Here is a 7,334-nt window from a genome sequence, read left to right on the forward strand (position 1 = left end):
GTGGACGTGCCCGGTGACGTGAGCGTCATCGGCGTGGACGACAGCCTGCCCGGCCGCCTCAGCCGGCCGAAGCTGACGACGATCACGATGCCGACCGCCGCCGCCGGGCGGATGGCGGTCGACCTGCTGCTGGACGCCATCCGTCCGGCGAACGCGGGCCAGACGGCCCCACCTACCACCGCCAGGCTGGAGACCAGCCTGGTGATCAGAGAATCGACGCAGAGAGCGAGTTCACCGTGAGATTCGGATCCACGCCCGCGGGAGAAGCCGTGGACCGGCACATCCTGTCGAACGGCCGGATGCGCGCAGGGATCCTGACCCTCGGCGCGATCGTCCAGTCGATCGAGCTTGCCGACGGGACCGACGTCGTCCTGGGCCTGCCCACCGTAGACGACTACCTGACCCGCAGCCGCTACTTCGGCGCCGTGGTCGGCCGGTACGGCAACCGCATCGCGGGCGGCCGCTTCACCCTCGACGGCGCCCCCTACCAGTTGCCGCTCAACGACAACGGCAGCGCCAACAGCCTGCACGGCGGGACAACGGGGTTCGACAAGCGGATCTGGCGGGCCGAAGCGGACGGCGAGCGGGCCGTCCGGCTGACCTACGTCAGCAAGGACGGGGAGGAGGGCTATCCGGGCACGCTCACCGCGTCGGTGACCTACACCCTCACCGACCTGGACGAGCTGCGGATCGACTACCACGCCGTCACCGACGCGCCCACCGTGCTCAACCTGACCAACCACTCCTACTTCAACCTCGCGGGCTCGGGCGACGTGCTCGGGCACGTCGTCACCATCGAGGCCGACGAGTACCTGCCGGTCGGCGAGAACAAGATCCCCCTGCCCGGGGCGCCGGAGCCGGTGGCGGGCACGCCGTACGACTTCACCCGGCCGGCGGCGGTGGGCGCGCGGCTGGAAGGCCGCTACGACCACTGCTACGCGCTGCGCCCCGGCGGCGTGATGCGGGTGGAGGAGCCGGTGAGCGGCAGGTCGATGGAGGTGACGACCACCGAGCCGGGGGTCCAGTTCTACACCGGGCACATGCTGGACGGGGTCGTCACGCCGTACGGCAGGTACGCCGGCCTCTGCCTGGAGACCCAGCACTACCCCGACTCGCCGAACCGGCCCGACTTCCCCTCCACGGTTCTGCGGCCGGGGGAGGAGCACGTCTCCACCACGACCTACCGGTTCGCGGGCTGAGCGCGCCGCGCACCGCCCCTCGAATCGGCCCGGCCGGCGCCTCACCCCCACGAGCCGGCCCCGGACGGCGCCCCCGCCCCGCGAATCGACTCCCGTCAGTGCTGCGGTTTCACAGGCTGATTCAGGCCGGGTTTTAGCCCGGGAGGCGTGCTATGACCGTTTTTTGGGACGGCGCGTTTCCCGGGTTTCCTCGTAATCTCAATCATCCTATGACCGGATTTATTGTTTCTGCTGCTGCAACCGATTGTAGCCAGCTGGCCATACTTCCAAGATCTTTTTCTTGGTGAAACCTCTCGTTAACCTCTCTAGCTGCATGTATTCAGCTAGCGATATATCGGTAACAGGGAGGTAACGCCTGCAAAGGGTTGACGTTGCTTTGCCGGGCGCTATAGGAAAGCGCCATCCAATTCACGTCTCACCGGGAGGTCCCGTGATGACGACTGAATCACCGAACGCTTGGGCCCGATCCATCCAGAGGTCCCGCCGTGGTTGATTCGCTGTCGCTGAAGCCTGAGGCCGCGGCTCCCGCTCATGCTCCCGCCGTCAAGCGGGGACGCGGGCGTCCCCAGCCCCCTCGAGGCTCCCTCCGCTCCCGCCGCGAGGCGTGGGCCGCCCACCTGTTCCTCGTGCCGTGGTTCCTGGGGCTGTTCCTGATCACGATCGGCCCGATCGTCGCCTCGCTCTACCTCTCCTTCACCGACTACAGCCTCCTCGACGAGGCCAAGTGGGTCGGGCTGGACAACTACGTCACGCTGTTCACCGAGGACCCGCGGTTCTGGACGTCGCTGAAGGTCACCACGATCTACGTGGTCGTCTCGGTCCCGCTCCAGCTCGGCTTCGCCCTCGGCCTGGCGCTGCTGCTCGACCGCGGCCTGCGCGGCCTGTCGTTCTACCGGTCGATCTACTACCTGCCCTCGCTGCTGGGCGGCAGCGTCGCGATCGCCATCCTCTGGCGGAAGATCTTCGGCGCCGACGGCCTGGTCAACGCGGTGCTCGCGATCTTCGGCATCCAGGGCACCAGCTACGTCAACAACCCGGACACCGCGCTGGGCACGCTGATCCTGCTGCACGTGTGGACGTTCGGCGCCCCGATGGTGATCTTCCTGGCCGGTCTGCGGCAGATCCCCGGCAGCTACTACGAGGCCGCCTCGATCGACGGCGCGGGGACCCTGCAGCAGTTCAAGTCGATCACGCTGCCGCTGCTCACGCCGATCATCTTCTTCAACCTCGTGCTCGAAGTGATCAAGTCGTTCCAGTCGTTCACGCAGTCGTTCATCGTGAGCAACGGCACCGGCGGCCCGACCGACTCCACGCTCTTCTACACGCTGTACCTCTACACCAAGGGGTTCAAGGACTACGAGATGGGCTACGCCTCGGCGCTGGCCTGGGTGCTCGTGATCATCATCGCCGGTCTGACCGGGGTCAACTTCCTCGCGTCCAAGTATTGGGTCTTCTATGGCGACAGTAAGTAGCCGCAATCCGGTCCTGTACCGGCGCCGCGTCTCCAGGGGTGCCAAGCACCTGATGCTGATCGGCTTCGGCCTGGTCATGCTCTACCCGCTGCTGTGGATGATCTCCAGCTCGCTCAAGCCGGAGGAGCTGATCTTCCGCGAGCCGGGCCTGCTCCCCAGCAAGATCACCTTTGACAACTACACCGAGGGCTGGACCGCGCTCGCGCACCCGTTCAGCTACTACCTGTGGAACTCGGCGGTCATCACCGCGCTGTCGGTCGTCGGCAACCTGGTCGCGTGCTCACTGGCGGCCTACTCCTTCGCCCGGCTGAACTTCCCCCTGAAGAAGCTCTGGTTCGCGCTCATGCTCGGCACGATCATGCTGCCGTTCCACGTGGTGATCGTGCCGCAGTACATCGTGTTCTCGCAGCTCGACATGATCAACACCATCTGGCCGCTGATCCTGCCGAAGTTCCTGGCCCACGACTCCTTCTTCATCTTCCTGATGGTCCAGTTCATCAGGACGCTCCCGCGTGAGCTCGACGAGGCGGCGTCCATCGACGGGGCCGGATACTGGCGCACGTTCTTCCGGGTCATCCTCCCGCTGTGCACCCCCGCGCTGGCCACCACCGCGATCTTCACGTTCATCTGGACCTGGAACGACTTCTTCAGCCAGCTGCTCTACCTGAACAACCCCGACAACTTCACCGTCCCGGTGGCGCTGCGCACCTTCCTGGACTCCAGCGGCGAGTCGTCGTGGGGCCCGATGTTCGCCATGTCGATCATCGCCCTCGGCCCGATCTTCGGATTCTTCCTGGCCGGCCAGAAGTACCTGATCCGCGGTATGGCCACCACGGGTCTCAAGTAGTCCTCTTCAACCCCCTGAGAAAAGCTAAGAGGAAGGACGAGAGATGCGTTCTCTCAAGACGGTTGCCCTGCTCGCGGCGGCGGCGCTCACCCTGACGGCCTGCGGCGGCGGCGACGGCGGCGAGGCGGCCGGCGACGGCAAGGTCAAGCTCCGCTTCTCCTACTGGGGCTCCGACGCCCGGCAGAAGCTCACCGAGCAGGCCATCGCGGCGTTCGAGAAGAAGAACCCGAACATCGACGTGGTGGGCGAGTTCTCCGACTGGCCGAGCTACTACGAGTCGCTGGCCACCAAGGTGGCGGCCAACGACGCCCCCGACGTGATGACCCTGGAGATCCGCGGCCTGGCCGAGTACTCCAGCCGCGGCGCCCTCGCCGACCTCACCGGCAAGGTCAACGTCGCCGACCTCGACCAGACGGTCCTCGCGACCGGCAGCTTCGACGGCAAGCAGTACGCCATCCCCACCGGCGTCAACGTCTTCGCGATGTTCGTCAACAAGCCCGTCCTCGACAAGGCCGGCGAGAAGCTTCCGGACGACACGAGCTGGACCTGGGACGACTACGTCAAGCTCTCCGAGAAGATCACCAAGGCCGGTGACGGCTCGACCTTCGGCACGGAGTACACCTTCAACCAGGTGTACCTGAGCATGTTCGCCGCCCAGCGCGGGGAGAAGTTCTACGACAACGGCAAGATCGGCATCACGCCCGAGACGATCAAGGCCTGGTGGGCGACCTTCGACCAGCTGATCAAGACCAAGGGCTCGCCCGACGCCGCGAAGATGGCCGAGATCGCGGCCGCCGGCGTCGAGCAGTCGCTGATCGGCACCAACAAGGGCGCGATGGGCATGTGGTGGAGCAACCAGCTCGGCACCCTGTCCAAGGTGTCCGGCTCGGAGCTGCAGATGCTCCGCCTGCCCAAGGCGGAGGGCGCCTCCACCCACGGCATGTTCCTCCAGCCCGCCATGCACTGGACCATCTCCAGCAAGACCGAGCGCTCGGCCGAGGCCCAGAAGTTCGTCGACTTCCTGGTCAACGACCCGGAGGCGACCGGCATCCTGCTCAGCGACCGGGGCCTGCCGGTCAACTCCAAGGTCCTCGCGTCGGTCAAGGACAAGCTGCCCCCGGCCGACCAGCAGATCCTGACCTTCGTCGAGTCGGTCAAGAGCGAGCTGGCCCAGGCCGAGGTGCCCCCGAAGGGCGGCTCGAAGATGGAGGACATCGTCCGGCGCTACTCCGAGGCCGTGACCTCCGGCCAGCAGACCCCTGACGAGGCGGCCACCAAGCTCCTCGAAGAGGCCAACGCCGCCATCGCCGGCTAGGCGCTCGCGGGGAGACACCCTCATGCCTGCCGTACGGCCCGTTCTGGAGCGCTCGGGCCGTACGGCACACCAATCGGGGAGAAGAAATGAGATACGCATTCGTCGGGCTCGGCCACCGCGCCCAGATGTACGTCGACGCGCTGCTCGGCGACTGGCGTGACACCGGCACGATCGTCGCCCTGTGCGACACGAACAAGACCCGCATGGACTTCTACGCCGAGCGGATCGGCCAGGACGTCCCCCGCTTCGCTCCGGACGACTTCGGGAAGATGCTGGAGCTGTGCGACGCGGTGGTCGTCGCCACGGTGGACGCCACGCACGCCCACTACGTCGTCACGGCACTGGACGCGGGCAAGCGCGTGATCGTCGAGAAGCCGCTGACGGTCGACGCCGAGAGCTGCGCCGCGATCGCCGCCGCCGCGGAGCGGAGCACCGGCTCCCTGATCGTCACCTTCAACTACCGGTACTCGCCCCGCAACTCCGCGGTCCGCCGCCTCATCATGGAGGGCGCGATCGGCGAGGTCGCCTCCGTGCACTTCGACTGGGCCCTGGACACCATCCACGGCGCCGACTACTTCCGCCGGTGGCACCGGGACAAGGCCAACTCCGGCGGCCTGCTGGTGCACAAGTCCACCCACCACTTCGACCTGGTCAACTGGTGGCTGGCCGCCGCCGCGCAGAGCGTGTACGCCCAGGGCGAGCTGCGCTTCTACGGCGCCGAGAACGCCAGGGGCCGCGGTCTGGAGACCCGGCCCGAGCGCGGCCAGGGCGCGCCCGGCCTCGGCAGCGACCCGTTCATCCTGGACATCTCCGCCGATCCGCGGCTCAAGCGCCTCTATCTGGACGCCGAGCACGAGGACGGCTACATCCGCGACCAGGACGTCTTCGCCGAGGGCGTCACCATCGAGGACACCATGGCGGTCCTGGTCCGCTACGACAACCGGGCCCTGCTCACCTACTCCCTCACCGCGCACGCGCCCTACGAGGGCTACCGGGTCGTGTTCAACGGCACCGGCGGGCGGATCGAACTGGACGTGTGCGAGCGCGCCTGGACGCCGCCGCACGCCGCGATCGACCCGAGCGCCGCCTCCAAGGAGCACGCGGCGGGCGCCTGGGAGAAGCTCGTCCTGCACCAGCACTGGAAGGAGCCGGAGGAGATCACGATCGAGCGGGGGGCCGGCGGCCACGGCGGCGGCGACCGGCTGCTGCTGAACGACGTGTTCCGCGGCCCGGAGAACGACCCGCTGGCCCGGCAGGCCGGCTACCTCGACGGCATCCGCAGCGTCATGGTGGGCGCCTCGGCCAACGAGTCGATCCGCACCGGCCGCCCGGTCCACCTGGTGGACGGCGGCACCCGCATGGCGGACAGCTGAATCGTGCCGTCGGATTCCGTAGACGGCCCGCGCGGCCTGCGGCACCTCGGGGAGTTCTCCGCCCTCGCCGAGATCGCCGCCGCGCAGCGCGGGCTGTTCCCCCCGCCCGGCCCCGAGCTGCGCGAGCGGGCACGTGACCTGCTGGGCGTCCTCGACCTGACCGCCGCGGACGTGCGCGTCGAACGAACCTGGACGGCGGGCGAGCTGTCCGGGGAGGAGGTCTCCTGGGACGTCGGGTTCGGCCCACGGACCCGCGCCCATGTGCTGCGTCCCCGCGAGGCCGGCGGAGCGGCGCTGCCGGGCGTCCTCGCGCTGCACTGCCACGCCGGCATGAAGTGGGCGGGCAAGGAGAAGATCGCCGACGGTCCGGAGGCTCCCTCTCCCGAGGTGACCAGGCTGCGGGCCGCGATCTACGGCGGCAGGGCCTGGGCGGGGGAGCTGGCCCGGCGCGGGTTCACCGTACTGGTGTCCGACGCCCTGGGCTGGGGGAGCCGCCGGGTCCCCCTCGCCGACATGCCCCCCTCCGCCCTCGCCTGCGTCCCCGCCGAGCTCGGCGAGGCGGACCGGTACGACGTGGCGGCCGCACATCATGAGCATGTGCTGGCCAAGTACTGCACCGTGCTCGGCACCTCCTACGCGGGTGTCGTCGCGGGTGAGGACCTGGCGGCGGCGGCCTACCTGCGCTCGCGCCCCGACACCGGTTCCGTCGGCTGCGCCGGGCTGTCGGGCGGCGGCCTGCGCGCGGCCCTGCTCGGCGCCTTCGACCCCGGCGTGGAGGCGGTCGCCGCGATCGCGATGATCTCGTCCTACCGCGACCTGCTGGACGGCTACGTCGCGGGCCACACCTGGATGTTGTACCCTCCGGGCCTGTCCAGGCTGTGCGACCTGCCCGACCTGGTGGCCTGCGCGGCGCCCCGCCCGTTGTTCGTCTGGTACGGCGAGCGCGACGCGATCCTGCCACCGAGCGGGATGCGCCGCGCCCATACGATGATCACGGCACACTATCGGCAGGCCCCGGCGGACTACACGGGCGTGTTCGCCGACGCGGGGCACGAATTCGGCCTTCCCGCGCAGGAGCGGGTCTTCGGCTGGCTCGCCGGCCACTTGAGAGCAGACGGAGGTGGGCCG

Annotated in this window: 7 protein-coding genes; all 7 read left to right on the forward strand. The window is 68.5% G+C overall.

From position 1 onward, the window contains the following. Positions 1–240: substrate-binding domain-containing protein (locus Plo01_RS39540; RefSeq protein ID WP_203895946.1), on the forward strand; the 240-nt coding region annotated here is incomplete at its 5' end. Positions 241–269: 29 nt separating this feature from the next. Further along, entirely contained in the window at positions 270–1,199 is a 930-nt protein-coding gene (locus Plo01_RS39545) for an aldose epimerase family protein (protein WP_239317958.1), read from the forward strand. Between the two features lie 485 nt (positions 1,200–1,684). Next, positions 1,685–2,671: a carbohydrate ABC transporter permease gene (locus tag Plo01_RS39550; RefSeq protein WP_373871767.1), complete on the forward strand. Its 987-nt coding sequence runs from the start codon at positions 1,685–1,687 to the stop codon at positions 2,669–2,671. Between the two features lie 52 nt (positions 2,672–2,723). Further along, the gene (locus Plo01_RS39555; RefSeq protein WP_373871768.1) at positions 2,724–3,518 is read left to right on the forward strand and encodes a carbohydrate ABC transporter permease; all 795 of its coding nucleotides are present in this window, start codon (positions 2,724–2,726) and stop codon (positions 3,516–3,518) included. A 43-nt stretch (positions 3,519–3,561) separates the two neighbouring features. Next, a complete protein-coding gene (locus Plo01_RS39560) occupies positions 3,562–4,833 on the forward strand; it encodes an ABC transporter substrate-binding protein (protein WP_203895949.1) in 1,272 nt (423 codons plus the stop codon). A gap of 86 nt (positions 4,834–4,919) precedes the next feature. Beyond that, complete coding sequence (locus Plo01_RS39565; RefSeq protein ID WP_203895950.1) at positions 4,920–6,206, forward strand: Gfo/Idh/MocA family protein; 1,287 nt, start codon at positions 4,920–4,922, stop codon at positions 6,204–6,206. Between the two features lie 3 nt (positions 6,207–6,209). Beyond that, positions 6,210–7,334: alpha/beta hydrolase family protein (locus Plo01_RS39570; RefSeq protein ID WP_203895951.1), on the forward strand; the 1,125-nt coding region annotated here is incomplete at its 3' end.

Origin of the sequence: Planobispora longispora, from assembly GCF_016863135.1 — a bacterium.
Taxonomy (GTDB): Bacteria; Actinomycetota; Actinomycetes; order Streptosporangiales; family Streptosporangiaceae; genus Planobispora; species Planobispora longispora.